At 64.5% G+C, this 15,308-nt stretch carries 18 protein-coding genes; 9 read left to right on the forward strand and 9 right to left on the reverse strand.

Going from position 1 to position 15,308, the window contains the following annotated elements; genetic code table 11:
- Positions 1 to 2: 2 nt before the first annotated feature.
- From H147_RS0108935 to H147_RS0108950, 4 genes are read right to left on the reverse strand one after another with little or no spacing between them, the layout of a single operon-like run.
- The gene (locus H147_RS0108935; protein ID WP_019955016.1) at positions 3 to 371 is read right to left on the reverse strand and encodes a biopolymer transporter ExbD; all 369 of its coding nucleotides are present in this window, start codon (positions 369 to 371) and stop codon (positions 3 to 5) included.
- Positions 364 to 1,026, reverse strand: a complete 663-nt coding sequence (locus tag H147_RS0108940; protein WP_019955017.1) for a MotA/TolQ/ExbB proton channel family protein — start codon at positions 1,024 to 1,026, stop codon at positions 364 to 366. The genes H147_RS0108935 and H147_RS0108940 overlap by 8 nt, the downstream gene beginning before the upstream one ends.
- Entirely contained in the window at positions 1,023 to 1,424 is a 402-nt protein-coding gene (locus H147_RS0108945; RefSeq protein ID WP_019955018.1) for a hypothetical protein, read from the reverse strand. Before H147_RS0108945 ends, H147_RS0108940 begins: the two co-directional genes overlap by 4 nt.
- The gene (locus H147_RS0108950; RefSeq protein WP_019955019.1) at positions 1,418 to 3,523 is read right to left on the reverse strand and encodes a TonB-dependent receptor domain-containing protein; all 2,106 of its coding nucleotides are present in this window, start codon (positions 3,521 to 3,523) and stop codon (positions 1,418 to 1,420) included. Before H147_RS0108950 ends, H147_RS0108945 begins: the two co-directional genes overlap by 7 nt.
- Before the next feature lie 214 nt (positions 3,524 to 3,737).
- On the opposite strand from H147_RS0108950, the gene H147_RS19555 reads away from it, so the two are divergent.
- The 4 genes from H147_RS19555 to H147_RS0108970 are packed head-to-tail and all read left to right on the forward strand — an operon-like array spanning position 3,738 to position 7,490.
- Positions 3,738 to 4,778: a hemin-degrading factor gene (locus tag H147_RS19555; protein ID WP_051108193.1), complete on the forward strand. Its 1,041-nt coding sequence runs from the start codon at positions 3,738 to 3,740 to the stop codon at positions 4,776 to 4,778.
- Positions 4,775 to 5,635, forward strand: a complete 861-nt coding sequence (locus H147_RS0108960; RefSeq protein WP_019955021.1) for a heme/hemin ABC transporter substrate-binding protein — start codon at positions 4,775 to 4,777, stop codon at positions 5,633 to 5,635. Before H147_RS19555 ends, H147_RS0108960 begins: the two co-directional genes overlap by 4 nt.
- Positions 5,635 to 6,702: a FecCD family ABC transporter permease gene (locus H147_RS0108965; protein WP_019955022.1), complete on the forward strand. Its 1,068-nt coding sequence runs from the start codon at positions 5,635 to 5,637 to the stop codon at positions 6,700 to 6,702. Before H147_RS0108960 ends, H147_RS0108965 begins: the two co-directional genes overlap by 1 nt.
- Positions 6,702 to 7,490 carry a heme ABC transporter ATP-binding protein gene (locus H147_RS0108970; RefSeq protein ID WP_026352389.1) on the forward strand — a complete coding sequence of 263 codons (789 nt, stop codon included), beginning with the start codon at positions 6,702 to 6,704 and terminating at the stop codon, positions 7,488 to 7,490. The genes H147_RS0108965 and H147_RS0108970 overlap by 1 nt, the downstream gene beginning before the upstream one ends.
- Positions 7,491 to 7,526: 36 nt before the next feature.
- Here H147_RS0108970 and H147_RS0108975 read toward each other — a convergent pair whose 3' ends face one another.
- Entirely contained in the window at positions 7,527 to 9,416 is a 1,890-nt protein-coding gene (locus H147_RS0108975) for a pyrroloquinoline quinone-dependent dehydrogenase (protein ID WP_019955024.1), read from the reverse strand.
- Complete coding sequence (locus H147_RS0108980) at positions 9,413 to 9,754, reverse strand: hypothetical protein (RefSeq protein WP_019955025.1); 342 nt, start codon at positions 9,752 to 9,754, stop codon at positions 9,413 to 9,415. Before H147_RS0108980 ends, H147_RS0108975 begins: the two co-directional genes overlap by 4 nt.
- Positions 9,755 to 9,978: 224 nt before the next feature.
- On the opposite strand from H147_RS0108980, the gene H147_RS0108985 reads away from it, so the two are divergent.
- Positions 9,979 to 11,124, forward strand: a complete 1,146-nt coding sequence (locus tag H147_RS0108985) for a coiled-coil domain-containing protein (RefSeq protein ID WP_019955026.1) — start codon at positions 9,979 to 9,981, stop codon at positions 11,122 to 11,124.
- Positions 11,125 to 11,133: 9 nt separating this feature from the next.
- Here H147_RS0108985 and H147_RS0108990 read toward each other — a convergent pair whose 3' ends face one another.
- The 3 genes from H147_RS0108990 to H147_RS0109000 all read right to left on the reverse strand — a co-directional run bounded on the left by H147_RS0108990 (position 11,134) and on the right by H147_RS0109000 (position 12,717).
- On the reverse strand, positions 11,134 to 11,415 hold the full coding sequence (locus H147_RS0108990) for an SH3 domain-containing protein (RefSeq protein ID WP_019955027.1): 282 nt from the start codon (positions 11,413 to 11,415) through the stop codon (positions 11,134 to 11,136).
- 85 nt (positions 11,416 to 11,500) lie between these two features.
- Positions 11,501 to 12,133, reverse strand: a complete 633-nt coding sequence (locus H147_RS0108995; protein WP_019955028.1) for an NrsF family protein — start codon at positions 12,131 to 12,133, stop codon at positions 11,501 to 11,503.
- Positions 12,130 to 12,717, reverse strand: coding sequence for a sigma-70 family RNA polymerase sigma factor (locus H147_RS0109000; protein WP_019955029.1), 588 nt, complete (start codon positions 12,715 to 12,717; stop codon positions 12,130 to 12,132). The genes H147_RS0108995 and H147_RS0109000 overlap by 4 nt, the downstream gene beginning before the upstream one ends.
- 139 nt (positions 12,718 to 12,856) lie before the next feature.
- Between H147_RS0109000 and H147_RS0109005 the strand changes: the two genes are divergently transcribed.
- The 4 genes from H147_RS0109005 to H147_RS19560 are packed head-to-tail and all read left to right on the forward strand — an operon-like array spanning position 12,857 to position 15,292.
- Positions 12,857 to 13,153, forward strand: a complete 297-nt coding sequence (locus H147_RS0109005; RefSeq protein ID WP_019955030.1) for a BufA1 family periplasmic bufferin-type metallophore — start codon at positions 12,857 to 12,859, stop codon at positions 13,151 to 13,153.
- Between the two features lie 57 nt (positions 13,154 to 13,210).
- Positions 13,211 to 14,059: an MNIO family bufferin maturase gene (gene bufB, locus H147_RS0109010; protein ID WP_019955031.1), complete on the forward strand. Its 849-nt coding sequence runs from the start codon at positions 13,211 to 13,213 to the stop codon at positions 14,057 to 14,059.
- A complete protein-coding gene (locus H147_RS0109015) occupies positions 14,049 to 14,795 on the forward strand; it encodes an HvfC/BufC N-terminal domain-containing protein (RefSeq protein ID WP_019955032.1) in 747 nt (248 codons plus the stop codon). The genes bufB and H147_RS0109015 overlap by 11 nt, the downstream gene beginning before the upstream one ends.
- Entirely contained in the window at positions 14,792 to 15,292 is a 501-nt protein-coding gene (locus H147_RS19560) for a DoxX family protein (RefSeq protein ID WP_019955033.1), read from the forward strand. Before H147_RS0109015 ends, H147_RS19560 begins: the two co-directional genes overlap by 4 nt.
- Positions 15,293 to 15,308: the final 16 nt, after the last annotated feature.

The following is a 15,308-nucleotide window of genomic DNA, read 5'->3' on the forward strand; positions in this document are numbered from 1 at the left end:
GGTCAGCCTCCGATCAGGCGCAGGCTGACGCCCGGCACGGTCTGGGCCACGACCAGCACATCGACCAGCCGTTGGGCTGTCACATCCTCGGCCGGGGCGACCAGCACCAGCGCGCCGTCCAGCGTGCCAAGCGCGGCTGGCAGACCGGCCAAAGTCACCTCGGCCACGTTGAGCGTGATGGCATCGGCGCTGATGCGCAAAAAGGCGGGCAGCGTGCCTTGGGCGGGGGCCCCGCCGGTCGCGGCCATGAAGGGCAGGTCCCCGAAACCGGTAAAGGTCGATGACAGCATGAAAAACAGCAAGAGCAGAAAGATCACGTCGATCAGCGAGGTAAGCGACAGCCGCCGCCTGCGCAGCAGGGGCCTAGGCATGGGCCAGACCGCGCGGCACGACGGCATCCCCTTGCGCTGCCACCAGACCGGGGCGCAGCGCGCCTTCGATCAGCGCCTCGGCCATGCGCCGTTCCTGCGCCATGCGGCCTTCGAACCACGACAGGATCGCGGCCAGCGGCATTGCCACGGCCAGCCCTGCCGCCGTCGTCATCAAGGCGACCCAGATCCCGCCTGCCAGCACGGACGGATCGACGGTCTGTCCTGCGTCCTGCATCGCGCGGAAGGCCGCGATCATCCCCAGCACGGTGCCGAAAAGCCCCAGAAGTGGGGCGGTCTGCGCCACGACATCAATCAGGCGAAACCCGGCCTCTAGCCGCGCCAACCGCGCCTCGGCGTAGGTATAAAGCCTTTCGCGGGAGTCGCGCGCCTGCAAGGCCAGCGCCAGAAGCGGCCCCAGATGCGACGGCGCCGCCTCGGCCAAGGCCAGCGCGCGGGCCTGTTGGCCCGCATCGGACGCCGCACGCGCCGCCAGCAAGGGTGCGTGCCGCCCGACGCCAGCGGTATAGAACTGCACCAGTTTCCACAGCACGACCGCGCCTGACAGCACCGACAGCCCGATGATCAGCGCGACGACCCAACCGCCAAGGTCGATGAAACCCAGCAGCGCATCGCGCGCCTGATGAAGATGGATCATTGCATCACCTCCACACCCGCGACCGACCCCGAAACGCGCAACGCCTGCGCACAAGTTGCCGGTTCAGCACCCGTGCAGGACGCGACACCGTTGACCAGCACCTGCGCGATATCCGTGCAGGCGATCCCTGCCACATCGAATTGCCGCACACGGCGCGACCCGAGCGGCAGGTCGCCCAGATCGAACAGCGTCAGCGCCGCAACCCGCCCTGCATGATCGAAAAGTACCGTTTCCAGCGCCAGCGTGGTCAAAGGCACCAGCGCGTTATCCGCGACAAAGGTCAGGCGACAGGCATTGTCCACCGGATCAAGCCGGTTGAGATCGAGCGCGATCCCGCCCGCATCCTCTGCCGCCGCAGACCCTGCGACGGCAAGGGCAAGAAGTGTGATCCTTACCATGTGATCATCCGCGCAAGGCTGACCTTGACGCTCCGCCCGCGCCCTTCGTCCAAGGACAGGTTGTTGCGGTATTCGGTGTCGAACAGGTTTTCGACCGCCAATTGCACATCTAACCCGTCGAGCGCGCCAGTCTCGGGCTGCCATGTCACGAAAATGTCCTGCGTGCTGTAGCCCTCAAACGCGGTCTGGGTGATCGCGCCGGTCGTGCTGCTGCGGGTCGCGGTGGTGATGTCGTCGACAAAAGTACCGCGCCAGCCGAATTCCAGCCCCTGATCGGGCAGCCGCCCGCCCAATGTCAGCGCCAGCGTATCGGCAGGCGTCGTGGGCAAGGTATAGTCGAACGTCCGGTCGGTGCCGCGCACGGTCGACAGGGCAAGCCTGCAGAACAGGCTTTGCATGTCATACCCCGCCTCAATCTCGGCACGTTCGAATGCGGCCTCGGACAGGTTGGCAAAGAATACCGGGTCGCTGGGGGCCGTGACGCTGACCAGCCCGTCGATCCGGTTGCGGAAGGCGGTCAGTTTCAGTTGCAGATTGTCATCCGCCACAAACAGCCCGTCGCGGCTGTAGGTCAGGCCCAGTTCGACATTCGTTGCCTCTTCCTTGTCCAGATCAAGCGCGGGGGCCTTGGTGGTCGAGAAGGAATAGAGCTCGTCCAGCGTCGGCAGCCGTTCGGTGCGCGCGACCGACCCGAAAACGGACATATCATCTGTCACGTCGTATAGGGCGGCCAGCGTCAGCGCGCTGGCGTCGTCACTGACATTCTCACCGCCCGGCACGCCATCACCTGCCTCGCGTTCGGCAAAGTCGATCCGCCCGCCGGGGATGATGGTCAGCCGGTCACCGAACACGAATTCGGATTGCGCATAGACGCCGATCTTGCGGTCGCTGCCTTCGGGGTGGAACCCGAGGATACCGGCACTGTCGGCGACACGGTCCTGCGATGTCGCCTGCATTCCGAAGGTCAGGAAATTCTGCCAGCCCGCGCCGCTGAAATCGGCGGTGTTCTCGGCCTTCAGCATCGTCGTGCGATAGGCGTAGGTCACGTCGCAAAAGACGTTGGCATTGGACGCGAACGGCAGACAAGTCTGCGGCGCGCCCGCCGTGCTGCGCGCGTCGGATTGTTCCACGGTCGTGTCCGCATAGGCCAGTTGCACGCGCGGATTGAACCAGCCGCCGCCCGCATTTTCCCATTCCACGCTCAGCGTATCGTCGACGACCGACCTGTCCACATTGCCAAAGGCCCCCGCAATCGGATCACCGCCGCCGGTCTGCGCCAGCGTCGTATCATCCGCGTCTGACAAGAACCGCTGTGCCGACAGCCGCAGGGTCTGCGTGTCGTTCAGCCGGAACGTGCCTTTGAGCAAGGCGGATGGTGCCTCGAATTCACTGCCGACGACCGGATTGCCTGCGCCATCCTCGAAATCCTCGGACCTGCGATAGCCGAGTGCGGCAAGGAATTCGGCCCCCTCGGTCGGCCGTGCGGCATAGATCAGCGACCCGAACTGGCCGTTGCCGTTGCTCTCAAACCCGTACTTCAGCCGCAGCGCGCCGGTGCCGTCTGCGGGGACGAAATCGCCCGCGTCCTTGGTTTCAAAGTTCACCACACCTCCGATTGCCCCCGAACCGTACAGCGTGGCCGACCCCGGCCCGCGCAACACCTCGACCCGGCGGTAAAGCTCGGGGTCCGAAAAGAACGACCCCAACCGGTATTGTTCATAGAATTTCGGCACGCCATCGACGTTGACGATGATCCGCGCCTCGGATGCGGATTGTTCCGTCGCGCCAATCCCGCGGATGTTGAAGGCAAAGCCCAGCGGCCGGTCCGACCCTGCGGTCTGCGCGCCGGGCACGTTGCGCAGGATCTGGCCCACGTTGGCCGCCTGTTCGCGGTCGATGTCCTGCTGGTCCAGCACGCTGACCGCCTGTGGCGTGTCGATCGCGACCTTCTGCTGGCCAGCACCAAAGATCAGCCGCCCCAGAAAGGTGCCACTGTCCAGTTGTGTCTGTTGGGCGGCGGCTGTGCCCGCCGCAAGGATCGCTGTCGTCGTCAAAAGGCAGGTCATGCCCAGCCTGCGGGGGTGCATGCGCATCGTCATTCCGAGTCTCCATCCGGATAAATTGTTTTCGGCTGGCTGTTCGGCTGGCATGTCTCAAGGTGTCTTGACCCCCGACGAGCGGTGTTCTAATTAACCTGATAGAAACAGTCAAGTACTGCGCCAGATCTTCCAGCCATGCCCTTTGCGGCAACGCCAGATCCGGGACCTCGCGCTTCCACGCCTGCCCAATGCGGGCCTAACGGAGGTCAAACCCATGATTCTATCCCCCGACCGCGCCGCGGCGATTGCCACCGCCCGCGCCGAGAAACCGAAAATGCGCGAACGCGATCTCGCCGATGTGCTGGGCATCCGCGAGGCAGAGATCCTTGCCGCCGATCTGGGGCATGGCGTGCGCCGCATCATCGCGGACCCTGACCAGCTCTTGCCGCGTGTGGCGGCGCTGGGTGATGTGATGGCGCTGACGCGCAATGATTTCTGCGTGCATGAACGGCGCGGCCAGTACACGGATTTTCATGCAGGCGCACATGCGGCGATGGTGCTTGGCCCCGATATCGACCTGCGGATCTTTCCGCGCCACTGGGTCCACGGTTTTGCGGTCGAACGCACCGGGGCAGACGGCACACGGCGCAGCCTGCAGGTGTTCGACGCCGCAGGCGATGCGGTCCACAAGATTTATCTGGGGCCAGACTCCGACCTTGCCGCATTTGATGCGCTGGTCACCGATCTGGCGGTGGCCGATGACGCGCCTTTCGATCTGGCGCCGCGCGCCTTGCCCGAACCTGTGCGCGTAAACGACGCCAAGCTGGGCGAATTGCGCAGTGCTTGGGAAAAGATGACCGATACGCACCAGTTTCTTGCGCTGACCAGCCGTTTGAAATTCGACCGCCTGGGCGCATACCGGTCCATCGGTGCGCCCTGGGCTGTGCCGCTGCCGGTCAACGCCGTCGAACAGGCGCTGGGGCAAGCGAGGGCGCAGGGCGTGCCGATCATGGTCTTTGTCGGCAATCGCGGCTGTATCCAGATCCATTCCGGCCCTGTCGCACGACTGGGACCGATGGGGCCGTGGTTCAACGTGCTGGACCCCCGTTTCAACCTGCATCTGCGCGCCGACAAGGTGGCCGAGGTCTGGCTGGTGCGCAAACCCACCAAACGCGGCGACGCCATTTCGGTCGAGGCGTTCGACAAGGACGGCCGCCTGATCCTGCAGATTTTCGGCAAACGCAGCGAGGCCGCGACCGATACCGGCGCTTGGGATGCTTTGGCCGAAGCCTTGGCAGGCGAGGTGGTGGCATGATCCGCCAAATCACAACCAGCCTTGCGGCGGTGGTGGCGCTGGCCCCTGCAGCCTTTGCCGACACGCCGTCGCGCGTTGTCGCTGCGGGCGGGTCTGTCGCGGAAATCATCCATGCGCTGGGCGCGGGCGAGGCTTTGATCGCACGCGATACCACGTCATCTTTCCCGCCCGAGGTCGCAGCCTTGCCCGATATAGGCTATGTGCGCGCGCTGTCGGCGGAAAACCTGATCGCGATGGACCCGGACATGATCATCGCCGAACATGATGCAGGCCCGCCCGAAGTGCTGGATATGCTGGCGCGGACAGATATCCCGCTGGTAATGGTGCCCCAGGCGCTAACCCCTGACGGTGTGGCCGCCAAGATCGCCACTGTGGCCGCCGCACTTGACCTGCCCGAGGCAGGCGCCGCCCTGCAGGCCGAGGTCGCAGCGCAGCTGGAGGCGGCACGGATCGCGGGCGATGCCTTGCCGACCGCCCCGCGCGTGATGTTCATCCTGTCGATGCAGGGGGGCCGCTTGCTGGTCGGCGGGGCGGGCACCTCTGCCGAGGCGATGATCGACATGGCCGGTGGCACAAATGCCGTCACGGGGCTGGAAGGCTACAAGCCGCTGACAGACGAGGCCGCCATTGCCGCGAACCCTGACCTGATCCTGATGATGGACCGTGGTGGGGATCACGCCGTGACACGTGCCGATATCACCGCCCATCCGGCCTTGGGGCTGACCGATGCCGCCCTCAACGGGCGTGTCGTCACGATGGACGGGCTCTATCTGCTGGGCTTTGGCCCGCGCACGGGGGCTGCGGCGCTGGAGCTGAACAGCCACCTGCGCCTGCTGGCGGATGAGGGGGAAGGCTGATGGTCGCCCTTGCCGATACCCCCGTGATGGCGGGCGACAGGTCCCAGCGCGCGCGGCGTGTGGCCTTCGGGCTGGCGGGGCTGTTGGGGCTGACCGGCCTTCTCAGCCTGTCGCATGGCGCGTCGGGCGTGCGCCTCGACCTTGTGCTGCAAAACTGGCTCGCGGGCGAGGCTGTCCCCGCACGCGACTGGCTGATCCTGTGGGAAATCCGGCTGCCACGGATGCTGACCGGCGTGCTGGTCGGCGCGTCACTGGCCGTGGGCGGCGCGGTGATGCAGGGCCTGTTCCGCAATCCGCTGGCCGATCCCGGGCTGGTCGGTGTCGGTGCCGGGGCGGGTCTGGGTGCGGTGCTGGCCATCGTGCTGGGCGGACAGGCGCCTGCATGGGTCGCTGCTTGGCTGGGCTGGAACATGGTGCCGGTTGCGGCTTTTATCGGTGGCTGGCTGTCGACCATGGTGCTTTACCGCGTTTCGACCCGCGCGGGGCGCACCTCGACTGCAACGATGCTGCTGGCGGGGATCGCACTTGGCGCGCTGGCGGGGGCGGCGACGGGGATCCTCGTCTATATTGCGGATGACCGGCAATTGCGCGACCTGACCTTCTGGGGTCTGGGGTCGCTGGGCGGCGCGTCATGGCCCAAGATCGCGGCGGCCGGTCCCGTCATGCTGCTGGCGCTGCTGGCTGCACCTTTTCTGGCGCGCGGGCTGAACGGGCTGTCCTTGGGTGAGGCTGCGGCGCATCACATCGGGCTGCCGGTGCAACGGGTCAAACATGTGGCCATCCTAACGGTTGCTGCGGCGACTGGGGCCGCCGTGGCGGTATCGGGCGGCATCGGGTTTATCGGGATCGTGGTGCCGCATCTGCTGCGGCTCGCCACAGGGCCGGACCACCGCTATCTGCTGGTCAATGCAGCTTTGCTGGGCGCGACGCTTTTGCTGCTGGCCGATCTGATCGCGCGCAGCATCATCGCACCAGCCGAACTGCCCATCGGGATCGTCACGGCGGTGATCGGCGCGCCGGTGTTCCTGTGGATCCTGCTGCGCCGCCGTGGCTTGGTGGATTTGTGATGCTGAGCATTCGCTCTCTGCGCGCCTCTCTCGGTCGGACACCCGTGTTGCACGGGATCAGCGCCAGCGCCGCCGCCGGCCGGATCGTCGCGGTGATCGGGCCAAACGGGTCGGGCAAGACCACGCTCTTGCGCGCCATTTCCGGCGATGTCGCCTATGACGGGCGGATCGCGCTGGACGGGGATGATCTGGCCGACCTCAAACCATGGGAGCTTGCCGCGCGGCGCGGCGTGCTGCCACAAGCGGCGGCGCTGGCCTTTCCTTTCACCGTGGCCGAGGTCGTGCGCCTTGGGCTGACCAGCGGCACGCAGGCGGACCGGGCCGACCTGATCGGGCGCGCGCTGGCCGAGGTCGATCTGGCCGGCTTTTCAGGGCGGTATTATCAGGAATTGTCCGGTGGTCAGCAGGCGCGTGTGCAACTGGCCCGCGTGCGCGCGCAGGTCTGGGAACCGGTCGTCGCAGGCCGCCCCCGCTGGCTGTTTCTGGACGAACCTGTCGCCGCACTGGATATTGCGCACCAGATCGGCGTGATGCGCGTGCTACGCCGCTTTGCCGATGCAGGGGGCGGTGTGGTTATCGTGCTGCATGACCTGAACCTTGCCGCGATGGTGGCCGACGATGTCTGGCTGATTAATGACGGGTTGCTTCTGGACGCTGGATCGCCCGCGCGGGTCATCGGCGGGCCAGCCCTGGCCGAGGCCTACGGCTGTCCGATCAAGGCGAACCGCCTGCCCGACGCGCAAGCGACATTCGTGCTGCCGCATGGGCTGTGGACGGCTGCGGGTTGAAACGCGCGGGCAACAGATGCGGCATCGCGACCAGCCTCAGTCACGCGGAAGCCGGTATGCCACCGCCTGATCCGATACCTCTGGCTTGAGGATCGAATTGCCGCCGACGGCGAAGACGACGTAATCCTCGCCTTCATGGGTGAAGACCGCAGGTATCGACACGGCAGGCGCTTCGACCAGATCGGACCAGACTTCTTCGCCGGTCGCGGCATCAAGCGCGCGGACACGCGAATCCATCGACGCGCCGATGAACACAACCCCACCCGCCGTCACGACAGGCCCGCCAAGCGTCGGAGACCCCCAGTCGCGCAGGCCATAGAAACCGTTGAACTGGGCCATGCCGAAAGGCACTTCATAAAGCAAGTCACCCGTTGCAAGGTCGATGGCCGAGAATGTGCCGAACGGTGGCTCCCAACAGGGAATGCCCAGCCAGTTGCTCCAGTCTGTCAGATAGATTCCATAGGGAGAATCGGCCTGCGGAGAAAAGCCTTCCTCGTTACCGCCGCCCCCGTCGTTGATCTGTTCGTATTCCGCGCGCGGGATCAGGCGGATGAACTGCACGATCCGCGACGCGTTGGCGTAAAGAATGCCATTGCGCGGATCAATCGCGACACCGCCCCAGTTTGTCGCGCCCGCAGTGCCCGGAAAGAACAATGTCCCTTGTTCAGACGGTGGTGTGAACATGCCTTCATACAGGTATTGCTCGCGCTCGCGCGAACATTGGCCAAGACTGACGAGATCGGACAAAGCCCAGACATCGGGCAATTGCTCGGGATTGCCGAGAGCTGCGGGCAGCGTCGGGAACGGCTGGGTCGGGACCGTGACTTCGCCTTGGGTGGTGCTTTGCGGCACTGCGCGTTCTTCAATGGGGAAGAGCGGTTCTCCGGTGCGGCGGTCAAGGACAAACAGAAAGCCTTGTTTGGTCGCCTGGACAAGCGCAGGGATGATTTCGCCGTCGCGGGGAATATCGACCAGCGAAGGTGCCGAGGGCGTGTCATAATCCCAGATGTCGTGCCGGATATGCTGGAAAGACCAGACAATTTCGCCGGTTGCGATGTCAAGCGCGGTGACGGAGGTTGCCAACGGGATCGGATCGGTCCGGTCGCCGCCCCAATAATTGGGGCTGGGCGAGGACACCGGCGCATAAACCAATCCCAGATCAAGATCGGCGGTCATCGCGGTCCAGATGTTCGCCGTGCCGGTACGCGGAATCAACTCTTCTGGAATGAACCCCGTGTCCCACAGCAATTCGCCTGTCCGCGCATCGATCGCCAAAAGATTGCCGGGCGGCGCGACGGAATATTCCCAATCCATGCCAGCCCACCCCAACAGCAGGGTGTCGCCCGCAACCAGCGGCGGTTGCAGCAGCGAAAAGGGGAAAACGTCGTTGACGTCGTTCCACTGGTTGACGTTGAGCACGCCACCATCAGCGAAATCGGCGCAGCGTTCGCCGGTGTCGGCATCGACCGCATGCAATTCGGCGTCCATCGTGCCAAGGTAGACACGTTTTTCACATGCGCCGTCCTGACCGCTTTCCCAATAGGCGACACCGCGGTTTTTCAGCGCGGGCTGGGTCAAAGGTTCAAGCGCGGATTCGCTGTCATAGGACCAGCGTTCCCCGCCAGTCGCGGGGTCAAGCGCGATGATCCTGTAAAACGGCGTGCCAAGATAAAGCGTGCCGTTGGCATAGACAGGTGTGGCCGACCAGACTGTTTCCGGCAGATCCCCCGATCCGTCGGCAACGTCGCCGGTCCGGTATTCCCAGACCCGTTCCAGATCACCGACAGTGTCGGGGGTAAGGCTTTGGGTATTCGAAAACTTGGTTGACCCCAGATCGCCGTGGAAAGACGTCCAGCTGTCTTGCTGGGCAAGCGCAGTTTGTGCGCTCAGCAGGATCATTGCGGCGGGAAAGAGGATCTTTTTCATGGGTGTCTCCGACCATTGATCATCAGGGGGATCAGCACGAAAAACGCGAGCGCCATGGCAAAGGCGAGCATGTATTGCATCAGGAAAAAGGCTGCGATCGCCGTCAGGAAGGCCGCAAACATGGCCAAAGCACACAGCGTCAGGCGCCAGCCACCCAAGGGCTGCCAGATCATGACGATGATCACGATCAGCGTGATCGTGACGCTTCCCAAAAGGGCAAGTCCTGCGCCGACCGTCCCGTCGACCCCCGTGTTTCCAAACGGTCCGAAAAAAGCAATCAGCCCCAGAATGGCGCCGATCACGGACAAAAGAAGTGCTGGAAAAAATATGCGGTCCATGTGGTGGCAACCGCCGCCACAAACATTGGTTCCCGAAAATGCGCGGCCCGTCGTCCTTTTCGGCGCTGCACCCCGCTCGGGCGCCCGCGATGCCACAGCCCCCGCATCATGCGACAACCGCGCAGGCGCGCCAGCCATTTGGGGGGAACCTTCCGGGCGACAGGGCGTTGGAAACCGTGTCGCCCTAACCCTTGGGCCAAATCGCACTTTGTCGGGAGAGAGCCATGCAGCAGATCAGTCAGGAAGAAAGACGCTATCGCTGGATCGGGGTCGCCGTCGCGGGCGCGGCCCTTATCGGCTGGCTTTTCGGCCTGTATTTCTGGTCCGTCGCCAACGAGGCCGAAGATCGGCTGGCGCAGCAAGTGACGCTGGAGCAGACCGCACAAGACCTGACCAGCCAGATCGCGGCATTGCGCGACGAGGCGGAGGAGGCCATCGCCGTCCGCGATCAGGTCATCGGCGCGCTTGCAGGTGTGGAGCAGCAGCTTGAACAGGCGCGCAGCGAAACTGCGGCACTGGACGCGGAAACGACAGCCTTGCAGGCAGAGCGGGACACGATGCAAACCGCGCTTGACGAAGGCCGCGCAGAGCTTGCCCAGATCGAAACCGGCTTGGGCGAAACCCAGACCAGGATCACGGAATCCACACAGGAATTGTCCACCATCGGCGAACGACTGGAAGCCGCGCGCCAGCAAGAGGCGGATTTGCAGGGCATTATCGCGGACCTTTCTGCCGAAGCGTCGCAATTGTCCCAAGACGCCGCAGGTGCCGAGGAACGGGTGCAGGCCGCGCGCGACGCCGAGGCGTCGTTGGAACAGCGGTTGCAGACCGCCCAAACCGAACAGGCCGAGATGACCGCGACACGCGACACGCTTCGGCAATCCGTCGATACCCTGACGCAGCAACAGGACACGTTGGCCAGCGACACACTGGCGGCCGAAGAACAGTTGCAAGCCTTGCAAGACATGACCAGCGAGTTGTCGCAGGTGCTTGTCACGCGCAGCGCGCAGTTGCGCGCGGTCGAGGACCGCATCGGCCGCATGCTGGAGTCCACAGGGGCCACGATCCGAGCGTCGGCATCGGGCGTCGCGACGGATACGCCATATACATACGGTTCAACGCGTTTGCTGTTTCTGACGGATGGCACGTTCGCGATGACGAACACCCGCACGGAAAAAGGCGTGACGGGGGCCTTTGACCTGTCCGAGGGTATCATCACGCTGCGCGACGTGGACGGCGATCTGGGTGCTGCGACTTTTCCGATGCACTGCGGCTTTACCGTCGCGGACGCGGAACTGACGCTGGCGGACAGCGACGGGTCCTGCGCCATTCTGGACGGCGTTGCGTTCACGCAGGGCGACGGCGAATAGCGGCTTGCGTCACTGCTCGGTCAGATAATCGGCCGAAACGTATCCCGTGACCCCCGGCGCATCCGCCAGCGACACCCGGCACCAGCGCTGCCCCAATTCCGTCACGCAGTCCTGACGAATAAGCCGCGTGCCGTCGGGCAGGCCCATGATGACATTGAACCCAAGGCTTGGACCGGCGCGAAGCTTGAGCAGGTCATCAGGCCCCGCCCCCGTGACGACGGTGTTGCCGTTCGCCGCGCAACTTGCGGCGAACAGGACCGCAAGGGCGGAAAGAGGGAATATCCTGCGCATGATGTGACCTCGGTTTTTGGTGTTGCCACCTGTATCGCATCCGCGCCTTTAGGGTTGAAGCGGAAAATGCCCGATGCGCGACAGATCACCAGCGCAGGACTTGCGGGCCGACCCATGCGCCGATCAACGTCACCAACAGGATCGCTGTCGCATAGGCAGGAATGACATAAAGCGCCATGTCCGTATCGCAGTAGAACGAATAGACCGATGCCGACGCCCCGCCCGCCATCAGCCCGGCAACGGCCCCGGTCAGGCGCGGTCGCAGCACAGCCCCGGTGGAGAGCGACCACAGGATGGCGCCCAAAAGCGGCATCCCGAGCAAGGGAACCGAAACAAGGCAGACGACCAGGCTGGGCTTTGACAGGGCCATGACCAGCCCAGAGACTCCGTCGCGCAGCAGATAGAACAGGAACGCCACCACCACCGCACCCGCAAAGACGCCGATGACCGCCAGACGCCTGTCCGCCCGCATGCCGGGATGCGCCAATGCAAGGGCGCTCGCGCCGGCCACCACCAAAAGCAGCGCAGGCAGCACGGTTTTCAGCACAGCCATCGACGCAAGTGTCGCGCCGATGTCGGCACGCGGCCCCCAGAACGCGATGAACGCCGCCACGCTGACCGCCAGCGCGATGGGCAAGGACCGTGCCAGCCGCTGCGCCACGGTCGGCTGCGGCAGGGTGTCGGCAGCAAGGGCCGCGATCAGGTCATCCGTCGTCATTCGATCATCCTTTCGCGCAATTGCGCCAATGTCCGCAGCGCCCGGTGCAACGCCACGCGCACCGCCCCTTCGGTCATGCCCAAACGTGCCGCCGTCTCGGCCGTAGTTTCGCCGCGCAGCCCGAAGCTTCGCACGATTTCTGCCGCACGCGGGTCGAGCGCGTTCAACATCGTTTCCATGTCGCGCCCTTCCAGCGGGTCGGGTCCCTGCGGTGCGGCAAGTCCGTCCGCGAAATCGTCGATCGCCACTTCGACGCGGCGGCCGCGGGCGCGGAACGCATCGACCACCTTGTGCCTTGCGATGGCATATAGCCAGGGGCGCAGCGGGGCGGTTTCGACCCATGTATGGCGCTTGGTGTGGATTGCCAGCAGGACGTCCTGCAAAACATCCTCGCAGGCATCAGGCCCAAGGCCCGTGCCGCGCGCCTGCACGACGCGGCGCAGCACAGGCGTGATCGCCTGCAACAGGTGGCGGTAGGCCGCCGTATCACCGTGGATGGCTGCGCGCATCAGATCTTCCCAAGGGTCGGTTGTGTGCAAGTTCTGATCCCTGTTCGCCACGCGTCGGGCAAATGTTACAGGCATGGCCCGCAACTTGCCCAGAAACAAATGATCGAGCTTTCAGCCATTCACGTGCGCGTGACCAGCGTAACACATCGCCCCATCGGCGCGAATTGCTTTGCGGGACTGCACTGACGCACCCCGCCAACAGGAGTTACCTCTCATGACGACCAAAACGCTTTCGCTTACTCTCGCCGCTTCGCTCGCCTCTGCGCTGACCCTGTCCGCCGGGCAAGTCCACGCACAGGCCGCCACGATGGAAAAGTGCTTCGGCATTGCACTGGCCGGTGCCAATGATTGCGCCGCAGGCCCCGGCACGACCTGTTCGGGCACATCGACCGTGGATTACCAGGGCAATGCCTGGAAACTGGTCCCGGCCGGCACCTGCGTGACAATGGAAAAAGAAGGCGAGCGGATGGGTTCGCTTGAAGCACTGGATCGCGATCTGCCACCTGCATGATCCGACCTGCCGGGGCGGGGACATATCCCCGCCCTTTCCACGAAAAGGGATTTTGCCATGCTTTCGCTTCCGCGCACGACCGGACTGGGCTTCAAGCCGCAGCATTTCGCCGACATGATGGCCACCGATACGATCGGTTTCGTCGAAGTCCATGCCGAGAATTACATGGGTGACGGCGGTGCGCCGCATGCGATGCTGGCCGCCCTGCACGATCGCCATGCGGTTTCGATCCATGGGGTCGGCTTGTCCATCGGCAGTGCGGGCGGGCTTGACCGCGCCCACCTTGCGCGGTTGCGCAAGCTGATCGACCGCTATCAGCCAGAAAGCTTTTCCGAACATCTGGCATGGTCGAGCCACGGCGCGGCGTGGCTGAACGATCTTTTGCCCCTGCCCTATACCGGCGAAACGCTGGCCACGATCTGCGCCCATGTCGATCAGGTACAGGAGACGCTGGGCCGCCGGATGCTGCTGGAAAACCCCGCGACCTACGTGACCTTTGCCAGTTCGACCATCTCGGAAACCGATTTTCTGACCGAGCTTGTGCGCCGCACGGGCTGCGGCCTGCTGCTGGATGTGAACAACGTCTTTGTCTCGGCCACAAACCACCGTTTCGATCCCCGCGCCTATCTGGCCGATTTTCCGCTGTTTGCTATCGGCGAAATACATCTGGCCGGGCATGAGACCGAAGAATTGCCATCCGGCCCGCTGCTGATCGACAGCCACGGTGCGCCGGTGGCCGACCCGGTCTGGACGCTTTATGCAGAGGTCCTGGCGCGCACCGGCGCGCTGCCCACGCTGATCGAATGGGACAATGACGTCCCCGATTTCGCCGTGTTACTGGCCGAGGCCACCCGCGCGAACGCCATCCTGCACGATATCGAAAGGCAGCGGACCGATGCAGCCTGATACCCACGCCGCCCAGCAGGACGCGTTTCAGGCCGCGCTTTGGCGGCAGGACCCGCCTGCCGGCCTTACCGCCCCCGCGATGGACGAGGTGGCACAGCGCTTTTCCGTTTACCGCAACAATGTGCAGCACAGCCTGACACGCGCGCTGGCGAGCCGGTTTCCGGTGATCGAACAACTGGTCGGCGCGACCTTCTTTACCGCGATGGCGCGGGTGCATATCGCGCAGGACCCGCCGACGAGCCCCGTGTTGCTGAACTGGGGCGCTGGGTTCCCCGCTTTTCTGGACGGCTTCGCGCCGGTCGGGCATCTGCCCTTCATGGGTGATGTGGCACGGCTGGAATACGCGCGCGGCCTTGCCTATCACGCCGCCGATGCGGCGCCTGTCGCGCCCGATGCGCTTGCGGTGGCCGATCTGGAAACGCTGCGGCTGGGGCTGCATCCGTCGGTGCAGCTGTTCAAGTCACCTCACCCTGCCCTGCAAATCTGGCAATCGCACCAGACAGGTGCCGCGCGCCACATGCTGACAGCCGGACCCGATCACGCGCTGATCGGACGCGCGCCGGACTTCAGCATCATTGTGGCACCGCTTGACCAAGGCACATTTGCCGTGCTCGCGGCATTGGCGGCAGGCGCGACACTGGAGAGCGCCGCCAAACACAACGACCCGACCGCCGCGCTGACGCTTTTGCTGCGCCACGGGCTGATCACCGCGATAAAGACAGGAGTTCCGACATGACCGACGCCACCACCACCCCGTCCCGCACACCAGTGACGCGCCTGCGCGATGTCATCCGTCTGATCAACAGCTGGGCGGATCACCTGCCGCCGGATATCGTCGCCTTGGCCGCGCGCGTCTTTCCGGCTGTGGTGTTCTGGCAATCCGCGCGCACCAAGGTCGACGGCTTCACGATCACCGATTCGACCTATTTCCTGTTCGAACAGGTCTATGCGCTGCCGGTCATTCCGCCTGCGACGGCCGCACTGCTGGCTACACTGGCCGAACATTTGCTGCCGGTCCTGCTGATCCTCGGGCTTTTGTCGCGGTTTTCGGCGCTGGGACTGCTGGTCATGACAGCCGTGATCCAGATTTTCGTCTTCCCGGAAGCCTGGGTGACGCATGGTCTTTGGGCTGTCGCCTTGGTTGTGGTGCTCGCCCATGGGCCCGGGCGCTTGTCGCTGGATCATCTTTTGCGGCTGGACCGGGGCACGTTGCGCGGCAATGGTCCGGCATGACGTGCAACCGCGAAAC

It is taken from the genome of Yoonia vestfoldensis DSM 16212, assembly GCF_000382265.1.
GTDB classification, from domain to species: Bacteria; Pseudomonadota; Alphaproteobacteria; order Rhodobacterales; family Rhodobacteraceae; genus Yoonia; species Yoonia vestfoldensis.